General features: G+C 48.3%; 13 protein-coding genes and 3 pseudogenes. 3 read left to right on the forward strand and 13 right to left on the reverse strand.

Going from position 1 to position 14,724, the window contains the following annotated elements; translation table 11 throughout:
• Positions 1-259 precede the first annotated feature (259 nt).
• Genes H70357_RS21035 through H70357_RS21055 form a run of 5 tightly spaced genes read right to left on the reverse strand, consistent with a single transcriptional unit; the run spans position 260 to position 4,517 of the window.
• Complete coding sequence (locus H70357_RS21035; protein ID WP_038593686.1) at positions 260-1,051, reverse strand: PHP domain-containing protein; 792 nt, start codon at positions 1,049-1,051, stop codon at positions 260-262.
• A 35-nt stretch (positions 1,052-1,086) separates the two neighbouring features.
• Positions 1,087-1,923, reverse strand: a complete 837-nt coding sequence (locus H70357_RS21040; RefSeq protein ID WP_306080818.1) for an energy-coupling factor transporter transmembrane component T family protein — start codon at positions 1,921-1,923, stop codon at positions 1,087-1,089.
• Positions 1,895-2,818, reverse strand: coding sequence for an energy-coupling factor ABC transporter ATP-binding protein (locus H70357_RS35400; RefSeq protein WP_038593688.1), 924 nt, complete (start codon positions 2,816-2,818; stop codon positions 1,895-1,897). The genes H70357_RS21040 and H70357_RS35400 overlap by 29 nt, the downstream gene beginning before the upstream one ends.
• Positions 2,819-2,872: 54 nt before the next feature.
• Entirely contained in the window at positions 2,873-3,646 is a 774-nt protein-coding gene (locus H70357_RS35405; RefSeq protein WP_081965873.1) for an energy-coupling factor ABC transporter ATP-binding protein, read from the reverse strand.
• Positions 3,639-4,517, reverse strand: coding sequence for a DUF8171 family membrane protein (locus tag H70357_RS21055; protein WP_038593690.1), 879 nt, complete (start codon positions 4,515-4,517; stop codon positions 3,639-3,641). The genes H70357_RS35405 and H70357_RS21055 overlap by 8 nt, the downstream gene beginning before the upstream one ends.
• Before the next feature lie 182 nt (positions 4,518-4,699).
• Between H70357_RS21055 and H70357_RS21060 the strand changes: the two genes are divergently transcribed.
• Positions 4,700-5,533: a MurR/RpiR family transcriptional regulator gene (locus H70357_RS21060; protein WP_038593692.1), complete on the forward strand. Its 834-nt coding sequence runs from the start codon at positions 4,700-4,702 to the stop codon at positions 5,531-5,533.
• 468 nt (positions 5,534-6,001) lie between these two features.
• On the opposite strand, the gene H70357_RS21065 is transcribed toward H70357_RS21060, so the two are convergent.
• From H70357_RS21065 to H70357_RS21085, 5 genes and pseudogenes are all read right to left on the reverse strand, one after another.
• Positions 6,002-7,924 carry a thioredoxin domain-containing protein gene (locus H70357_RS21065; protein WP_038593695.1) on the reverse strand — a complete coding sequence of 641 codons (1,923 nt, stop codon included), beginning with the start codon at positions 7,922-7,924 and terminating at the stop codon, positions 6,002-6,004.
• A gap of 41 nt (positions 7,925-7,965) precedes the next feature.
• Positions 7,966-8,130, reverse strand: a pseudogene (locus H70357_RS36925) (DUF255 domain-containing protein); the annotation flags it as partial.
• A gap of 35 nt (positions 8,131-8,165) precedes the next feature.
• Complete coding sequence (locus H70357_RS21075) at positions 8,166-8,360, reverse strand: NUDIX hydrolase (RefSeq protein ID WP_038593697.1); 195 nt, start codon at positions 8,358-8,360, stop codon at positions 8,166-8,168.
• A 64-nt stretch (positions 8,361-8,424) separates the two neighbouring features.
• Positions 8,425-9,345, reverse strand: a complete 921-nt coding sequence (locus H70357_RS34465; protein WP_052092160.1) for a hypothetical protein — start codon at positions 9,343-9,345, stop codon at positions 8,425-8,427.
• A gap of 330 nt (positions 9,346-9,675) precedes the next feature.
• Positions 9,676-10,894: pseudogene (locus H70357_RS21085) on the reverse strand (ABC transporter permease); the annotation flags it as partial.
• Between the two features lie 40 nt (positions 10,895-10,934).
• On the opposite strand from H70357_RS21085, the gene H70357_RS21090 reads away from it, so the two are divergent.
• On the forward strand, positions 10,935-11,294 hold the full coding sequence (locus tag H70357_RS21090) for a sensor histidine kinase (RefSeq protein ID WP_038593700.1): 360 nt from the start codon (positions 10,935-10,937) through the stop codon (positions 11,292-11,294).
• Positions 11,295-12,030: 736 nt separating this feature from the next.
• Here H70357_RS21090 and H70357_RS21100 read toward each other — a convergent pair.
• Together H70357_RS21100 and H70357_RS21105 are read right to left on the reverse strand one after the other, a co-directional pair.
• On the reverse strand, positions 12,031-13,008 hold the full coding sequence (locus H70357_RS21100; protein ID WP_038593706.1) for an alpha/beta hydrolase: 978 nt from the start codon (positions 13,006-13,008) through the stop codon (positions 12,031-12,033).
• Positions 13,009-13,638: a TetR/AcrR family transcriptional regulator gene (locus H70357_RS21105; protein WP_231578296.1), complete on the reverse strand. Its 630-nt coding sequence runs from the start codon at positions 13,636-13,638 to the stop codon at positions 13,009-13,011.
• Between the two features lie 538 nt (positions 13,639-14,176).
• Between H70357_RS21105 and H70357_RS37170 the strand changes: the two are divergent.
• A pseudogene (locus H70357_RS37170) lies at positions 14,177-14,362 on the forward strand (IS4 family transposase); the annotation flags it as partial.
• On the opposite strand, the gene H70357_RS35975 reads toward H70357_RS37170, so the two are convergent.
• A complete protein-coding gene (locus tag H70357_RS35975) occupies positions 14,338-14,571 on the reverse strand; it encodes a hypothetical protein (RefSeq protein WP_156130914.1) in 234 nt (77 codons plus the stop codon). The pseudogene H70357_RS37170 and the gene H70357_RS35975 overlap by 25 nt on opposite strands.
• Positions 14,572-14,724: the final 153 nt, after the last annotated feature.

Below are 14,724 nucleotides of genomic sequence, written 5' to 3' on the forward strand. Positions count from 1 at the left end.
GAGGAAGGGTAATGGCCATATTTGCAGTAAATCTCAAAGGAATAATGACACTATTGAAGTAGAAAATAAGAAGTAATCTATAAAACAAAGGCGAATTCTCATTCATAATTGAATGGAAATTCGCCTTTATTTATTTTTGGGCATTTCACAAGTCAGTACTGAACCTTTGATCGTGCCAACAAGCTTAAGATGACAAACGCACCCTAAGCTTGATTCTGTAGTCCCGGCGGGATCGTACCGGGCTTCAGATCTTTACATGCTAAGCCGAATATTCCTCAGCCTCATCCCTGGACGGGGCTTCGCCCGACATTTGCTTCAGCAGCTTTTTCATCATGACCGAGGCTTTCACCTTGGTGTGCAGGCAGGGTGAAACTTCTATGGAATAATGGCCCTTGCGCACTGCTTCCCTCAACTCCTTCACCGTGGAGCAAGTGTATTCGAGCTTATTCAACACGCTACCATATTGTAGGCATTGATGACTGTCGCTTCCGGCAATGACCGATACACCCAGCTTGGCAGCAAAAGGAATAATCAATGCACGGTACGCCTCCGCTCCCTGCATGTAAATATCCTTGGCATTGAAATCAAAAGCATCCAGCCGGGCCAGCTGCTCCGGGTCCAGATGATGCAGCGGAGTGGAGCTCCGGAACGGGTGGCCTCCGATTTTCCACAAGTCCCGGGAATCAGCCAGATCCAGCAGCTGACGGAACGGTATGAAATGCCCCTCTTTGGTGTAATCCTCAAGACTGGAACGGACATCCAGAATATGCTCCTTCAGCCCGATCAGCAAAATATGGCCCGTCTCGGCAATATCCACTTCCATTCCAGGGAAAATCTTCAGCCCGTCCGCTTCGTAATAATGGCCGTTGTAAGGATACATACGGTCCAGCGTCTCATACATCGCGAAGAAGTTGGAGGTGTTGAAATGCTCAGTCAGGGCGATGGCATCCAGACCGTTTGCTACAGCTTCCCTGACCATCTCCCGGAAGTAATCCGGGGAGAAGCTTGATTTCTTGGACAGCTTGCCATGGGTATGCAGATCTATATTCATAAATGGATTTCTCTCCTTTGTGCTAGAGGGTGAGTTTAATAGAGCAAATTTGGATAGGCAGAACCCGCGAGAAACAGCAAACCTATATACACGGCAGAGCCTGCAATAAAAGCCCAGTCGGTTCGTTTCATAGCCAGATATGACAGCTTCATCTTTCGCACCTGCGGATTCTTCACTGCATAAGTATACCCTCTGGTCTCCAGCGCTTCGACGGTTGTCCGGGAACGTTTGGCTGTATTCAGCATCAATGGATAGAAGACCAGCACGATAATCCGCAAATAATAAGCGGCAGTGCGCCAGTACAGGATTCCATGCTTCAGTGGCCTTTGGCCTCTCAATCTGAACGAGAGCAGAATCTGGTGAAACTCTTCCAGCAGTGTGGGCAGAATCCGGTAACCGTAGGACAAGCTGAAGGCAAAAGCATCAGGTACCCCTAGCGAGGACAGTCCGTCACTCAGCCGCTCCGGATCCAGACTGGAGAAGACGGTAATACTAGCCAGTGAAATGACGGAGAGCTTAAGCGTCAGCGTCAACATGGGCAGCAGCGATTCCGCCCCGCCCCCGAAGAACAACGACACCAGGAACATCCAGCCGATCTGGCTGATCAACCCCAGGCAGAGAATAAATATGATATAGGGACTCACCCGGGACAGGATCGTCGTGATGACCATCAGCACAAACATACCAAGCAATATCGTCCGGTTGTACACAAACCAGGGCGCAATCGCGAAGAATACATACCAGATCAGCAGCGTGCGCGGGTCCAGCCTGCCGAGGAAAGTACTGCTGCTGTTGTAAGCATTGCCAAGCAGCTCCAGCTTGATCTGCTCGACTGAAATCCGGTTAAGTGCCCGTTTGACTGTTTCCACCATGCGTAACCGCCTCCTTTCTCCATTCCACAGTCCTGGTAAATTCTTCGAAGCTGCAGCAGATGCGGGGCAGCCCCAGCATCCGGCTCAGCTCCATGAGCTGGGTATCAGCCAGCCCGGCGCGGCGCAGCAACGCGCCGTCGGAGAATATTTCATCCTTGCTTCCGTCGGCAATAATCATCCCGTCGTTCATCACGATCACCCGGCTGGCCCATTCCGCTACCAGCGCCATGTCATGGGTGGCAATGACCACAGTCTCCACGTGACTGCGCAGCGTCTCCAGCACCTCTACCATCTCCTGCTTCGTTGAAATATCCAGGTTGGCGGTAGGTTCATCCAGCAGCATCACTGCTGGACGGACAGCCGCGCCAATCGCCAGCGAAACCCTGCGCTGCTGCCCGCCGCTGAGCAGGCGGGCGTCACGCTCGGCCAGCTCATGCAGACGGAAGGCCTCCATCATCGCTTCTACCGTTTCATCCATATCCGCGAGCCGCCTTGCCTTCAAGTAATAGGCGATCTCTCCACGCACGGAGTCGTCGATGAACATATCCTCGGGGTTCTGGAACACATAGGAGGCAATACCGGAGAGGCGCTCCGGCGGCAAGCCGTTCACCTTCATTCCCTTGACATAAACGGTTCCTCCGGTTGGTGTGGTGATGCCGGCAATCAGCTTCATCAGCGAAGACTTCCCTGCGCCGTTGTTGCCGATCAGTGCAACCGATTCCCCGGAGCGCAGCTCCAGGTTAATTCCTTTCAGCACCGGATGCACCGTTTTGTGGATAGTCCGGTAGGAAAGCAGGACCTTATCCATCTTGACAATGGCCTCCCCCTTCCGCTCAACGGGTACGGGAAGCTGCTCTGCGGCAATGGCGGACCATTCGATGCCGCAGCGGCGCATGAAGCAGCCGCCGCTCTCCCACATGTTCAGCGGATATAGCGTTCCGCTCCGGGGTCAGGGCTGCAGCATCCAAGCTGCCCGGGTCACATCGGGCGGATAGATGCCCAGCGCCAGCAGTTCCTCCACCGAAGACAACGCTTCGCGCACCGGCTTATGCCAGCGCAGCCTGCCGCCGTCCATCAGCACAACCGAATGGCAGTATTCCGCAATGAACTCAGCATGATGCTCGATGACGACGATGGTTTTGCCGTGCTGTTCATTCAGGCGGCGCAGAATGTCGTAGATTTGGCGGGCATGCTGCGGATCAAGCTGTGCGACCGGCTCGTCAATAACGAGAATATCCGGGTCCATCGCCAGCGCTCCGGCCAGCGCAAGCAAATGCTTCTGCCCGCCGCTGAGCTGCCAGATGAATTCGCTGCCCATACCGCTGAGTCCTGTCAGCGCAAGTGCCCGTTCTCCCCGCTCCCGGTAATCGGCCAGGCCGTAATTCAGCGGGGTGAAGCATACATCATCCAGCACGGTCGGACGGACCAGCTGATTCTCAAAATCCTGGTAAACATAGCCCATATGTCTGGAGAGCTGGCTTACGCTTTTCCCGGTTGCAGATTCTCCGCGCAGCAAAACCTCACCTTCAAAATCACCAGTGTAATAATGCGGGATCAGGCCGTTGAAGCATTTGCAGAGCGTGGATTTCCCCGAACCGTTGCTGCCCATCACCGCAATAAAGTCACCTTCCTGAAGCTTGAGCGATACCTCCCGCAGCACCGGCTGCTCGGCACCCGGATACGTAAACGTTACTTCCTTCAGTTCAAGTACCGGTTTACGCATCAAATTGGCCTCCTCCCTGCCGCCTGCGGGCAGCGCGGCGCAGCAGCACAATAATCACAGCTGCAGCAATAACCGCAGCGGCCAGCATGCTCAGCCAGATCAGACTTCCCTCATGAGATTCGGCCCCAGGCAGCTCGAACTCACCGATGCTCCAGCCGGATTCTGACAGCAGCTCCGCACCGAGCGCCAGCAGTGACAGGATGATTCCGCCAATGACGAGCTTCGGTGACAGCCAGGCACCGCTGGTGTATTTCATATTCCGTTCGCGGGGTTTCATTCCAAGCAAGGGTTCGATTTTTCCGTATAAACGCGGCACCAGATATAACGTCGGTAGCAGTGCAAACAGGATGCCGGAGAACAGCACATCATTCAGAAAACCCACACCCTCGATGATTACAATACTTTCGGCCAGTCCTTTAACGGCTTCCAGCTCCTCTACCCCGACCCATACCTTGACGATGTCGATGACCGAGCTGAAGAACTGGTGGATGGCCACCCCGCTGATCGCCGCCACCCCAACCTGCCTGCGGTTCTTGGGATCGGAGACCATGCGGCCTGCTGTGTACATCGCCAGTGAGAAGGTAATGAATTTCTCCAGTTCTCCCAGACCGCCGAATTGGCCGAGCATCAACTCGCCGAAGATTACTTCACCGACAGCGGCACCCACAGCGGCATATAGCGGATGAAACAACATACAGAGCGTGAGCGGGATGAAGGCGAAATACTCGACAGACAGCTCAATCGGCCCAAGCTGCAGGCTTGGAATCAGCTCCGTGAACATGTTGGACAACCCGTACAAGGACATGGACAGCACAAAAATCATCATTTTTTGCGATTGAGTCAGCGTATAACGGTTTTTTAACGTACTCATGAACAAATCGGCCCCCTCCAGGAAATTACCTTAAGTATAGAAAGTGCGTGTCAGCACAGCTTTTCCCGATTGTTAATGCAATGTAATGTTTTTTTCAGTTTTTTTAACGGTGTAAAAATATTTACAACACACTGGGGCCGTATAGTGGAAGCAGAATCTTCTAATCAGGAGGCCTTACCGCTATGTACAAAGACTGGAACCGCCGCCCCTTTTCACCGAATCAAAGGATCCTTGCCGATTTCATCCCCAAAAATGAGCAGCGCGTCCTCTACATGACCGAGCAGGAGATCGCCAACGAGCTGGGCTTAAGCATCGCTTCGGTCTCCCGTTTCTGGAAAGCCGCCGGGTTCAAGCATGCCAAGGACTTCAAAAACCGCCTCCGTTTCCGCTTTGAATCCACTCCGTCCGAGAAAATGCGCGATGTGATGCAGCGGACCGGAAGCGGCTCCCTCCCGCAAAAGCTGCTGGAAATCAGCTCGCATCATCTGGAGGAGACCAGCCGGTATTTGAATGACGCGCTGCTGCAGCGTGCGGTAGAAGCCCTATCTGAGGCCAGGCAAATCTATGTTTACAGTCCCGGACCCTGTGCGGGCCTCGCTGAACTGATGGCCTACCGGATGGCCCGCTTCGGGATCACGATCAAACGGATGGCCCCGAGCGGTCACGAGCTGCTGGAAACGTTGATGCATGCCGGGAAAAAGGATGTTGTGCTGGCGTTCGGATTTGTCCAGCTTTTGCCGGAAACGGAGGTAATTCTCGATTACGCGCGCGAAGCGGGGTATGTGGTCATCCTGATTACCGACAGACTGGTCTTCCCCCGTTCCTATGATGCCGATATCGTGCTGTACGCGGGACGCGGCGAAGTATGGGAGTTTCACTCCATGGTTGGCCCGACCTACATTATCGAAAATCTGATCCTCGGCGTGGGGCTATTGAGCAAGGAGCACAGTCTGCGCAAGCTGGATAAGCTTCAGCAGCTGCGGGCTAGATACGGCAGTAAACTTCCGCGGAGCTGAGCCGGTTGAGCCGGAACTGAGCGTCGATACGCCAGTTAGGTTAGTCAGACTAACCTCGTTAGTAACACTAGTCACGCCATCACGCTGGTATCGCCACACTAAAAAGTCTAAAGTTGCAAAAAAACGTCTAGTCAGAGGTGTGAAGTGCACCCTTAGAGTAGAAATTGGAATAGACATTAGATTAGACATTAGATTAGACATTAGAATAAACCTTGGTCTATCCGGTGACTCTGCTTAGGTTTTTTCAAGGTACAGCTTATAGATTGTCAGGCTTGCAAAGGAACCCGTTAAATCCAGATTAAGAGTTCAGCAGTTGGAGTAGAGGTTCAGTCCAGCCGCTGCCTGCGCGCAAAAAAATCTTTGGCGCAAAATGGAGTAGGCCAAGCCGTTACACAACAAAAAGAGGAACGCAGTTCATCCTGCGCTCCTCTTGATTTACATAACGGGCTTATTGCAATTTCATTCTGCCTATTGCCGTGCCGCCAGCAGCTCCTTGACCGCCTCGGGATTATTAACCGGTTGGCGGCAAGCAAAGTTCCGGCATTCATACGCCGTCGCCTGTCCACCCACCGTCGGCTTGTCCGCCAGATGCGGCAGCAGCTTCCGCAGCGTATCCTCTCCGCTGCCTTCCCAGTTCACAATCAGTGCAGCATCCGGCAAGTAAGCCTGCTGCACCTGGGCGAGCATGCCGTGCAGCACCGGGTCCTCCCGCTTGCCGGAGAGCACCCATTCCCTGCCGCCGGAAGCCATCGCCAGATGTGCCTGCAAATACATTGCATAACCCGGCGGGTACTCCGATGCTGCGGAGGACAGCACCGCTGCGGTCCGCTCTGCGATTGCCTTTAGCTCCACATCCTGCGAGATCACTGACAGCTTCCACAGCAGCTTCGCCGCCACGGAATTCCCGGATGGAATTGCTCCGTCATACAATTCCTTGGAGCGGATCGGCAGTTCTTCACCATCATGACCAGTGAAGAAGAACCCGCCGCCTGCCTCGTCAATGAACAGCTCCAGCAGTCCGTCCTTGAGCGTTAACGCACGCTCCAGGTAGAGAGCTTGGCCCGTAGCTTCATACAGCTCGGTCAGCCCCCAGAGCATAAAAGCATAATCATCCACATAGGCAGGGATTGCCGACTCCCCGTCACGGTAGCGGGCCAGCAGCCTGCCATCTTCACGCCGCAGCTTCTTCCAGATGAAATCCGCCGCCGCAGCCGCAGCTTTGGCATACTCCGGCTTCTGCAGCGCCTTCGCTCCCTTCGCCAGCGCCGTGATCATCAGCCCGTTCCAGGAGGTCAGCACCTTGTCATCCTTGGACGGATGAATACGCTGTTCCCGGTACGCGAACAGCTTCTCGCGCCATTCGTCCGTGCGGGTCCGCAGTCCAAGCGGATTCAACCCCATCCGCTCAGCCATTTCATCCGGCAAGCCCTGCAGCAGATTCGGAATATTAGCACCTTCGAAATTGCCCTCCGGTGAGATCCCGTACACATGGCAATAGGAATGCATATCCTCAAGCCCCAGCGCTTCCTCAATCTGCTCACGGGTGAAGACATAGAACTTCCCTTCAACACCTTCCGAATCCGCATCTTCCGCTGAGTAGAATGCCCCTTCAGGCGAGGTCATATCACGCAGCACATACGTGAAGATCTGCTCCGCAATCTCTGCATACAGCGGCTTCTTCGTGATCTGGTATGCCTCCAGATAGGTAATAGCCAGCAGCGCATTGTCGTAGAGCATTTTCTCGAAATGCGGCACCAACCATTCACGGTCTGTAGAATAACGGGAGAACCCGAAGCCCACATGATCGTACATTCCACCCCGGTACATGGCATCCAGCGTCTTCTCTACCATCCGTAGCGCTTCCGGCTGATCATAGTTCTGACTGTACGCCAGCAAGAAAGACAAATTATGCGGCGAAGGAAACTTCGGCGCATTGCCGAACCCGCCGTATTCCTCATCGAATTGGCGGCGGTACAATTCATAAGCTTCGTGCAGCAGTTCTTCGCCGGGAATTGCTCCTACGCTGCCTTCGCTGATACTTTGCGAGTTCTTCCGGTCCAGCGACTGAAGGTCCGCCAGCAGCTCATCTCCAAGCTTGTCCAGCGCTTCACCGTCCTGCTCCCATTTGCGTTGAATTTGCTCCAGCACATCCATCAGCCCAATACGCCCGAACATCTGCCGCTTCGGAAAATACGTCCCCGCATAAAACGGCTTCTTTTCCGGCGTCAGCAGCACCGTCAGCGGCCAACCCCCGCTCCCGGTCAGCGCCTGACACACCGACATATACAGCGCATCAATATCCGGCCGCTCCTCGCGGTCAACTTTGATGGCGACAAAATTATTGTTAAGAAGCTGGGCGACTTCTTCGTCTTCGAAGGATTCGCGTTCCATTACGTGGCACCAATGGCAACAAGCTTACTGCACCCACGTCAGGAGTACCCAATAGACAAGAATATTGGTTTGTCTTCTCTCTTAGCTTTTACAAATGCTTCCTCTCCCCAAGGGAACCAGTCTACTGGATTATAGGCGTGCTGAAGAAGATAAGGACTTTTCTCTGATATTAGTCTATTAGGTACTCTACCTATTGTAGTTTGCATGGGCATCACCTCCTTTTAATATTAAGATAGGATTATTATACCCAAGTAAAAACGAAGGATACCGTTTGCTCAACAGTATTTTCTTCTCTTTGTCCTCCAGGAATTTCCCAAGTATTTATATCCTTATGCCTTACATAGAGCCACTGTCCATTGAATTTTGTCATCATTACAGCAAATAATAATTTTTTATCTTCTACAGTATTTAAATCGTAAAATTTAACCTGAACCATATGCCCAACTTCACTTTCGCTTCATGTAAAAATTATGCATTAATTAGGCTACTGATTATGCTTATTAGCTGTGAATAGGTAATTGAAAATCCAATCTGTCAAACTTTCTTAATATATCCAAATTAGATGTGATACATTGTGCATCCCCATAATAATTTCCGATTGCTTGTTCAGCGCTACACCACCGTTTACCATCTGGATGTGGGTTATTCTTTTCAAATAGGTTTGCTTCCTCCTCAGGCATCATATGAAATTCATTCGTATTGCGCAGTGTGTCAATAATCGTATCCAGATTTATGTCCACAACGTTTTTAAGTGCCGAATAATGCTCGCTTTTATGCGAGCCGATAAAGTGCACCGGCAATGGTTGCCACAAGGCCCATGTTGCCGGGTCAAATGATGCCAAGTCAAATGATGTCGTGTCATAATCGGGGAAGCCATTAAGGAGGGTTTGTCCGCAAAGCTTATACTTACCTTTCAGAGCCGCCGCATTTTGGTAGATATCGCAGCTATTGTCTGCATATTTGAGTATAAAGTCTGAAAGGCGTTTGGTCACCCCTATGTCGGCTTCCGTGGCTTTCTTAGGGTCGTAATGAAACCATGGCAAATGGGCGAAATCATTGTTGGTGGGAATTCCTTGCATCCCCACCCAGCCGTTTTCCGACAAATATGCGCCGGAAGCAAGGTATTTGATGATACCCATTACCATCTTATTTTTTATATTGCTAACATAATCGCCTGCCGTGTCCAGGTAATCCAACGCAATACATACCGTATAGGGGGAAGAATTAGGGTTCCAGTTATTGCACTCGATGTTGTATCCAAAACCGCCATCCTCATTCTGGTAACTGGACAGAACCAAAAGGAAATCCTCACAGCTCCCGTTTTCAAAAAGATATTTCCACTTGGTAAAGTCAAGCGGTCTTGCGCTTCGATGAACCAGCTTTCTCAATTTCATAAAATTATCAAGCGATAGTTTTTTCAAGACATTTTCCTCCTTCGTATTAAATAAATTAGCAGTACTTCATAATTTCGTACAACAACATAACACAGCTTTGGGTCAATTTCTCCGTCAGGTGTTACACTTTGAGTCCACTTTGCTTCAAGACGTATTCTTAAATATGCAACCACATGTACCATTATCTAGCCAAAAAAAGCAATACTTCTTTGGACAGTTCATCAGCCTTGTACCTCTCTAAACAATGGATAATTTCTTTTAATTCGTTTTTCATCTACATTGTTCAAATCTCTTAAAAGCTCTGCTTCTCCAACAAAGAATTTATTCATATTCGTTAATAATTCTTCTGTAAAGAATGGACATGGTAAAGGTCATCATCCAACCTGCCAGTATGCCTGGCATGATCAGCGGAACCAGGATGCGCCACAAGATATAGAGGGACCCGCCCCGAATACCTGAGCCGCTTGAAACAGCGTCCCGTCGATTTGCGAAAAGCTTGATTTTACGTATTGTACGGTATATGGAAGAAACAGCACTATATAAGTGAGCACAACCATGCCGTAGGTGTTGTAGAGCTTGAAGGGCATCCAGGGCGCATTCCAGAACAGGATTAGGCCTACGACCATAACAATGCCCGGGACCGTATTCGGCAAAAGACTCAGCAGATCAATGATCCGCTGCATCCAGGTCGAGGACCTGCCAATGGCCAGAGCAAAACCTGCCCCCAGCACTACAGCCACCGATGCAGCGGCAAGCGACAGTCCAAGGCTGTTGCCTATCGCTCTCATGCTCACAGACCCCCACGACAATAGCTCCCCATAATGCTCCAGTGTCAGGTTTTCCAGCGACAGCCCAGCTCCACGCAGCTTCATGAGCGAGGCCGCAATAATCGAAAAATAAGGGATTCCTATGGACAAAATCAACAGTGCGCCAGATACAGGCCTGCGAGCCAGCCTGCACCGCCGCGCAGGGAATAAGTCTTGGACCGCTGCCCCTTGCCGCCCACCAGACGGTAGCTGAACCTGCGGCTGATGCTCGACTCCATATACCACATGACCAGACAGACCGACAGCAGCATGGACGCAAGAGAAGTAGCCTTGCCGAAGTCAATCGGCCAGTTTGAAATGTATTTATGAATCTCGGAGGTCATGACATAATAGCCGATCCGCCGGCCAAAGGTGGCAGGTGTCCCGAATTCCGCAATCGTCTTGACGAATATGAGCATCGCCCCCATGCCATAAGCAGACAGCAGCAGCGGTAAAATAATACGCCGGAAGCGATACCCTGCCCTTGCACCTTGCACCGTGCACCGCTCCTGCCTCCTCCAAATTGCCGCCGATGTGAATCAACGCATCACGCAGCAGCAAATAAAGAAAAGGAAACAGATGCATGCTCATGATGAAGACCATCCCCAGAAGCTGAAGAATAACTCGCTTAACGCATCGGCACTTGGAAACCATTGCTGAAGATAACCGCTTTTTTGCATGAACAGAATCCAACCCATTGAGCCGATGTACGGCGGGGTCATGAACGGAATCAACAGAATGACATCTATCCAGCGGTGTTGCCCCATGCGAATGGAGTACAGATTATTTTTCAGCAATGAAAAAGTCATCATGAATGCAGACCCGCTTCTATTGGTTCGGGTATTTGACAACTTGATTAGCAACGCCATCAAGTATGGCAGTTCGGGGAAATACCTTGATATAGAGTTAAGTACAGCCAATAATGAAGCGCTCATACGAATTATTAACTATGGGGAGCCGATATCAGATGAGGATTTGCCCTTTGTATTTGAACGGTTTTATAAAGCCGATAAATCCCGCCTTGAACAGACCAATGGCTCAGGACTAGGGCTTGCTATTGTAAAGAGCATTATTGAGCTGCATGGCGGTACGGTTTCGGTAAGCAATCGAGATGATAGGACTGCTTTTGAGATTAGGTTTGGGGTGAGGTCGGGATTGTTGAATGTGTAGAAGCAGTATCTTTACTAGATATACCCAATAGAGTTACTGCTACTCCATAATGTCTCACAGCCACTCACCCTAATTAGAGCGTCTCAACCAATTTCTGAATCTTTGAGTGGGAAATTAAATATACATTGCCTATAATGTCGATTTTGCTGTTCTTTACACGTACAGCACTATCTTTGTCTGCCGCCATATAAATATCCATTTTTTCTGATAAAGGGAAACGTTCCTCAAGGGTATCCACCACATAAAAAAACGACAGAGGCATTTTGAATTAATCGCTGGGCATCTTCCTAAACCATGTCCTTTCAAAAACACTATCAATATTAACTTGCTCATCTTTAAAATCAGACGATTCAGCGCTAATCATAACAAGCGATTTTCTGTCTGTTATATCCTCATGCAACACAAACCATTTAGAGATACCCCATAATCAGGCCGTATTCGAATATTGTTCTTATACGTCAAACAAAAAAACTCCTGCATAAAGCAAGAGCTTCTATAGAAATTGATTCACTCGAACATCCCACCAATGATATTTAAATGTTGCTCACCATTTTATAACCTAGTAATAGCCAATGAACAAGAACACTGGCTTACCTTCATGTTTAGCCTAGTGATGCAATATCCTCTTATATAAATGATGATATTACGCTAAGCGAATTACTAAATCATTTTGTCAAGTGACAGCAGAAAAGCCGGTTTTCCCCTACTAGAAGGAAGACCGGCTTTCATGTCGTTTCTACTCTTTTCCTATATACTTATCCATAAAGCGATCTACTCTTTGGAAATATTCAGTGGGGTAATGATTGATGGCATCGATATGCTCCGTATTATGCGGGTACCATACTTCTGCATATGGGTCATCTTTTAATGACTCAAAAATTGCTTCTGTATTTTTATAACTAATTTGCTGATCTCCAGTTCCATGAATCAGCATAACTGGCTTGTCTTTCATCTTTTTTACCGCATCCATAGGAGATATGGAATCAAGATCAACTTTATAGACCCAATTTGCCATCCATGTCGATGTATAACTGAATGGAAACGCAGGTAAACCTGAAAAGAAGGGCAAACCCTCTCTCAGAAATAGACCAGCATTACGAAATGGACTATCCGCAATTACGGCTTTGATGTCATCACTTTCACTTGCGGCTAGCAAAGAAGTAGCAGCGCCCATTGAAAAACCGATAACGCCAATGTTATCACCCGCATGGTCTCTGGATTTTAAATAGCTTACAGCTCCTAGCAAATCGTATTTTTCATTGAGGCCCAGTGTAATCATATTACCATCAGATTCACCTTGTGAGCTGAGGTCAAATGCCAATACATTATAGCCTTTCGGAACGAAATGCTCTACTAACTTTTTGGTCCGCCCTTTGACTAAACGATTGCTTGTATATCCATGGACGACAATAATCGTCTTATCACTTGCCTTATTGGAAAGACCATTTGCATGAAAGAAGGAACCTCTAATCGTATCATCATTTTTCAAACTCTTGAACTCAACCTCTTCGTAGGGAGTTTTATCAATATTCAAGTCGTAGCTGACATTCGTGTCTCTAGGATGGTGCAGCAAGGTATCCATTACTTTATAGGAGATAAAAAATACTAAACCCACCACAAGCAACAGCACGATCCCTAGGATCAATAATATTTTCCTCCGTTTTTTCGAACGAACGTTTAATGTCAAATTTGGTTGTAATGATGTTTCACTCATTCAGATTCCCTCGCTTTTTTTAGGTTGTGTAGGTGCGAACAAATATAAGGCGTGCTCCTTCAAATTTCCCCACTCGGGGTGATGAATAATACTTTCTCCAAGAGTTAATCCTATCCCATTTAAGAAAGAGATATAGGCACGAGAGATCATAGCTGGTGAAAAGTTTTTGTTGAATTCTCCCATTAACTGTCCCTTGGCATAGACGCATTCGATAGTATCTGTCATTACTTTTGTACTTTCAAGGACCTTCTGTGTAAGTTCAGGAAATCTTATCCGCTGTCCTAAGACATATTGAACAAGCCGCAATTCATTTGTATAGCAATAGATATGATTGAATTGTTCTTCTACCATGTTCTTAATTAATATGCCCGGCGTCCCCTCTTGTTTTAGACAAGCAAGCGACTTCTCCTGAATGTCAGCAAGCGGCTCAATGACAGCGGCGTAGAATAAGGCTTCTTTGCTTGGGAAATATTGAAAAATGGTTCCAGCAGTCACTCCCACACTCTGCGCAATGAGAGCCGTTGTGGTATTTGAATATCCATTTTCTGCGAACAGGACAATGGCTTCTTTTAGGATACAACTACGCCGCTCCTGTCTTTTTTCTTCATTAATTGGTCTTGCCAAATTCATTCCCACTCTCTATAGATTTAATTATTATTAATTAAATGATCATTCAATTAATTAATAGTGTATCTCTAATTACTAATTATTGCAATAGTGAATTCATCTTACTCATGAGTAGGATGAAACTTCACAAATAAAAACAAGCCAGAGCGCTGCCGCTCCGACTTGTTTTTTTATATTACTTTGTACGAGTACACGCTCCGACTTCTTTAAGTATTTCAGCAGATTTCCCAAAGGTATAAATGTATAAAGTATAAGACGATTTCTCGGCGATTAATCTATTGGGTATATGATTCGTTTTTTACAACCCGAAAAGGCGTTTCATTCTGGTAAAAAACATCAAAAAGTGAGTGGTTCCTGTAGTTTATAATTTTGTTGTTATTATTAACTCAACTTTCGCAGAGTCAAAATCGAGTTGACCCCAAGCCTGGGTAAAGGTGAAGCCTATTTAAGTACGGGTCTTGCAAACATAGAAAAACACCACTTCATTTGGTAATGTGAGATTGTCGAAGATCCACTAAACCACAGAAGAGGTGTCCCTTCCATGATAAAACAAAAGCCGTCTCTGGATCAACTCCCACCTGAAATGAGACCTGCTTTTCAGGAGCTCGGTGTACTGAAGCACCTGAGAAAAGCAGGATTCAAAAAGACTTTCAGCTATACCTGCTCCCATCTGTTCCTGCTCGTTTTCGTGCTACTTTTCCATCAAAAAAAACTGGTTTCATCCAACGGATAAGGATATTTAAGTTCTACCGTCCACTCTGTAGGTATGCTTTTAGGATCAAATAACGTGAATTTAGCTTTCTGCTTAACTTTACCCAATGTTGTGCTATCCAACTTGTGATAATTTGATGTTTGACTAGGACTTACCTCTGCATGAACTAATGAACTGGTTGAAGCCATTATCGCAACAAGCACTGCGTAAAAAATTCTTCGCATGTTATCCCACCTAAAAAATGATTAGGAGTATTGTTACCAAAAATCCAAACGTTAAACAACCTTAAAACTGGTACTTAATGAAACTGGACCTCTAGCAACCACGTCCATACATGCATGTCATAAAGTATACCCTATGAAAATCAATTTACGTGG

Origin of the sequence: Paenibacillus sp. FSL H7-0357, from assembly GCF_000758525.1 — a bacterium.
Lineage (GTDB): Bacteria > Bacillota > Bacilli > Paenibacillales > Paenibacillaceae > Paenibacillus_AQ.

Excerpts from the sequence above, each read along its gene's own strand:
- H70357_RS21055 (WP_038593690.1), bottom strand. The coding sequence starts at position 4,517 with ATGAGTACGTTAAAAAACCGTTATACGCTGACTCAATCGCAAAAAATG.
- H70357_RS35400 (WP_038593688.1), bottom strand. The coding sequence starts at position 2,818 with ATGCGCCGCTGCGGCATCGAATGGTCCGCCATTGCCGCAGAGCAGCTT.
- H70357_RS21090 (WP_038593700.1), top strand. The coding sequence starts at position 10,935 with ATGAATGCAGACCCGCTTCTATTGGTTCGGGTATTTGACAACTTGATT.
- H70357_RS35975 (WP_156130914.1), bottom strand. The coding sequence starts at position 14,571 with ATGCGAAGAATTTTTTACGCAGTGCTTGTTGCGATAATGGCTTCAACC.
- H70357_RS21105 (WP_231578296.1), bottom strand. The coding sequence starts at position 13,638 with ATGAATTTGGCAAGACCAATTAATGAAGAAAAAAGACAGGAGCGGCGT.
- H70357_RS21060 (WP_038593692.1), top strand. The coding sequence starts at position 4,700 with ATGTACAAAGACTGGAACCGCCGCCCCTTTTCACCGAATCAAAGGATC.
- H70357_RS21075 (WP_038593697.1), bottom strand. The coding sequence starts at position 8,360 with ATGGTTCAGGTTAAATTTTACGATTTAAATACTGTAGAAGATAAAAAA.
- H70357_RS21065 (WP_038593695.1), bottom strand. The coding sequence starts at position 7,924 with ATGGAACGCGAATCCTTCGAAGACGAAGAAGTCGCCCAGCTTCTTAAC.
- H70357_RS21040 (WP_306080818.1), bottom strand. The coding sequence starts at position 1,923 with ATGGTGGAAACAGTCAAACGGGCACTTAACCGGATTTCAGTCGAGCAG.
- H70357_RS35405 (WP_081965873.1), bottom strand. The coding sequence starts at position 3,646 with ATGCGTAAACCGGTACTTGAACTGAAGGAAGTAACGTTTACGTATCCG.
- H70357_RS21035 (WP_038593686.1), bottom strand. The coding sequence starts at position 1,051 with ATGAATATAGATCTGCATACCCATGGCAAGCTGTCCAAGAAATCAAGC.
- H70357_RS21100 (WP_038593706.1), bottom strand. The coding sequence starts at position 13,008 with ATGAGTGAAACATCATTACAACCAAATTTGACATTAAACGTTCGTTCG.